The organism is Ferruginibacter sp. (genome assembly GCF_014377975.1).
In the GTDB taxonomy this organism is placed as follows: Bacteria; Bacteroidota; Bacteroidia; order Chitinophagales; family Chitinophagaceae; genus Ferruginibacter.
The window spans coordinates 1-2,292 of sequence record NZ_JACMOO010000303.1; the positions used below are offsets into that span (position 1 = coordinate 1).

The 2,292-nt window shown below is 40.1% G+C and carries 3 protein-coding genes and 1 pseudogene; all 4 read right to left on the minus strand.

Annotated features, from left to right (window positions below):
- Window positions 1-301: pseudogene (locus H7254_RS15555) on the minus strand (hypothetical protein); the annotation flags it as partial.
- Complete coding sequence (locus H7254_RS21540) at window positions 298-468, minus strand: MBOAT family O-acyltransferase (protein ID WP_367875450.1); 171 nt, start codon at window positions 466-468, stop codon at window positions 298-300. The pseudogene H7254_RS15555 and the gene H7254_RS21540, both read right to left, overlap by 4 nt.
- A 97-nt stretch (window positions 469-565) precedes the next feature.
- Window positions 566-1,006 carry a hypothetical protein gene (locus tag H7254_RS15560; protein ID WP_301933834.1) on the minus strand — a complete coding sequence of 147 codons (441 nt, stop codon included), beginning with the start codon at window positions 1,004-1,006 and terminating at the stop codon, window positions 566-568.
- Window positions 1,007-1,420: 414 nt separating this feature from the next.
- Window positions 1,421-1,843 (minus strand): hypothetical protein, encoded by a 423-nt coding sequence (locus tag H7254_RS15565; protein WP_301933835.1) that lies wholly within the window; start codon window positions 1,841-1,843, stop codon window positions 1,421-1,423.
- Between the last annotated feature and the right edge of the window lie 449 nt (window positions 1,844-2,292).

Sequence of the window (2,292 nt, forward strand, 5' to 3'; positions counted from 1 at the left end):
AGGCCGATGTAAAATCCGGTGCTCTAAAAAACACCCATGTTACGTTAACTAAAAAAAAGGTAAACAGCGCATATATAAAGTTAGATGATGGCAGCGTCTTTAAAAACCTCGGGGCACTTATACCTCGCAAGGCAAGAGGTGCTTCATTCAGTATACTGCTCTGCAGCTGCAACTTCGGCTTCACATCCTGTATAAACTTTTCTACCATCAGGTAAAACCCATGCAAAGCCCCCCAAACTACAAAGGGCCGGCTGGCGCCATGCCAAAGCCCACCAAGCAACATAGTTACCATCAGGTTCACATAGGTTCTAAATGTACCAAGGCGGTTGTCCCCAGAGGATTATATAAATAATCTCGCAGCCATGCAGATAAGGTAATATGCCAGCGCCGCCAAAAGTCAGAAAACCCGGTTGCCGCATAAGGGTATAAAAAGTTTTCGGGCAATACAAAACCCAGGCACGCAGCCACACCGATGCACAGGTTGAGTAGCCTGCAAAGTCAAAGAATATCTGTCCTGAAAAGGCTAATACATCCATCCTGGCATCCAGACCATAAAGGGCTTTTTTTAGTTAAACACTGTGTTTACAGGCTCTGCAAGCATACTGTCTGCTAATACAACTTTCATAAACATTCCCAGCGTTATCAAAAACAATCCCTGCATCAGTTGCTTTTTATTAGCAGTACTGGGGCTTTCAAATTGCGGTACAAGTTGGGGTGGGCGCACAATCGGCCTCGCTACAAAGTGCGGAAAAAAAGTGACAAACAGCGAAAAATCCAGCAATGATTTTACAGGTTCACTCTTTTTTTTATACATATTTACTGTATAACACAAAGTGGTAAAAGTGTAAAAAGATATACCTGCCGGCAGAATAACATTCGGTTTTGCAGGTTGATAATTCATGCCGATAACTTTTATAAGCGTAGTAAAATTTTCCAGCAGAAAAGTTCCATATTTAAAGAACACCAGTATGCCGAGGTTACCAATGAGACTAATTACAAGCAGCACTTTGCTTTTATGTTTATTGGGCTCAGTGAACAATCTGCAGCGTAAAAAATAATCTACAATAGTAACCGCCAGAAAAGCATAATAAAAGGAGAGTTCCATGTTGCATAAAAAATATAACTGGCAATGAGCAGGTTTATTTTTTTAACCTTCCACGGCAGTGGCTGGTTGTGTAAAAAAAGCATTACTGCAAAAACACTATAAATGTATAAGAGTTAAATACCGTTGTTATTTGTATTAAAATGATAAAAAAAACTAATTAGCTGCCAGGGAGCTTTTTGCAAACTTCCACCCTTTATCCTGCTCCGGTATTCGTGAAAGGTTTTGCGTAAATATAATAGCATCACTTTGCATTAAATGCAAAACTCCGGGCAAATAAAATGATCTGTAGCCGCGTAGTCTTTAAAATGAATACCGCTAACCCGGGTTGCACTCAGCAGTTTTTCCCAATACACAGCCCAAGGAAAAACCCATTTGCTCACCCTGCCAATAAGGTCCGCTGAATGGGGTTCTTACAAATATTACATGTGCGCCTCTCTGTTTAATTTTATCAATGCCTGTGTGTACAGTGGCTATTATAGAGGCTGTTTTAGCCTGGTTTGGTGGAAGATCTTTACTTATGCTGTTGTAAAAGGCCCATAAGCCCTTTAATTGGTTTTGATGCGTGGTATCTTTTTCAAACCGGTCTGTCATTATATCTTGCCGGTCAAAATTACTGGGGTTAAAGCTTTGCGGGCTGCAATTTGAAGGGCAAAAACGGGCATTTTTTATCGGCAGGCAATCCGGCGGTGCAGAAAGCGATAAATGATCCTTGTTTAAAAACACAAACCTTTCTTCCAATTGGTTGTTTACTAAAAATCTCAACCTTTGCCCTGGTGCTATTTTCTTAAAATAAGCCACTCTTTTTGTGGGTTCTGTGGTGTTACGGGGCGACGTGCAAAAGAATAATCCTTCGGCAACATCAATTACAAGTTAACATTTAAATTTATCATCTGTCGATAAGTAGTCCAGTATTGGCAGCGGCAAATTTCCTTTTATAGCCGGTTTAATTGGATGGTCGCCCGTAAGTTGTTACCAGGTAGCAATAACAAGGTCAAATTTGTTGCAGGATTAGCCAATGAAAACAGTTGCTTTATCAAAAAGTTCATAAACCATCGCACTTTTATTAGCCCAAAGGCTCTCACCATCGTCGTATGATCTTTTAATACCATTATATCCAAGAAATAATTCCCGGCTCACAAAAAAACGAGTACTATTATCAACAATAAAATACCCCCTTTTGTAAAAGA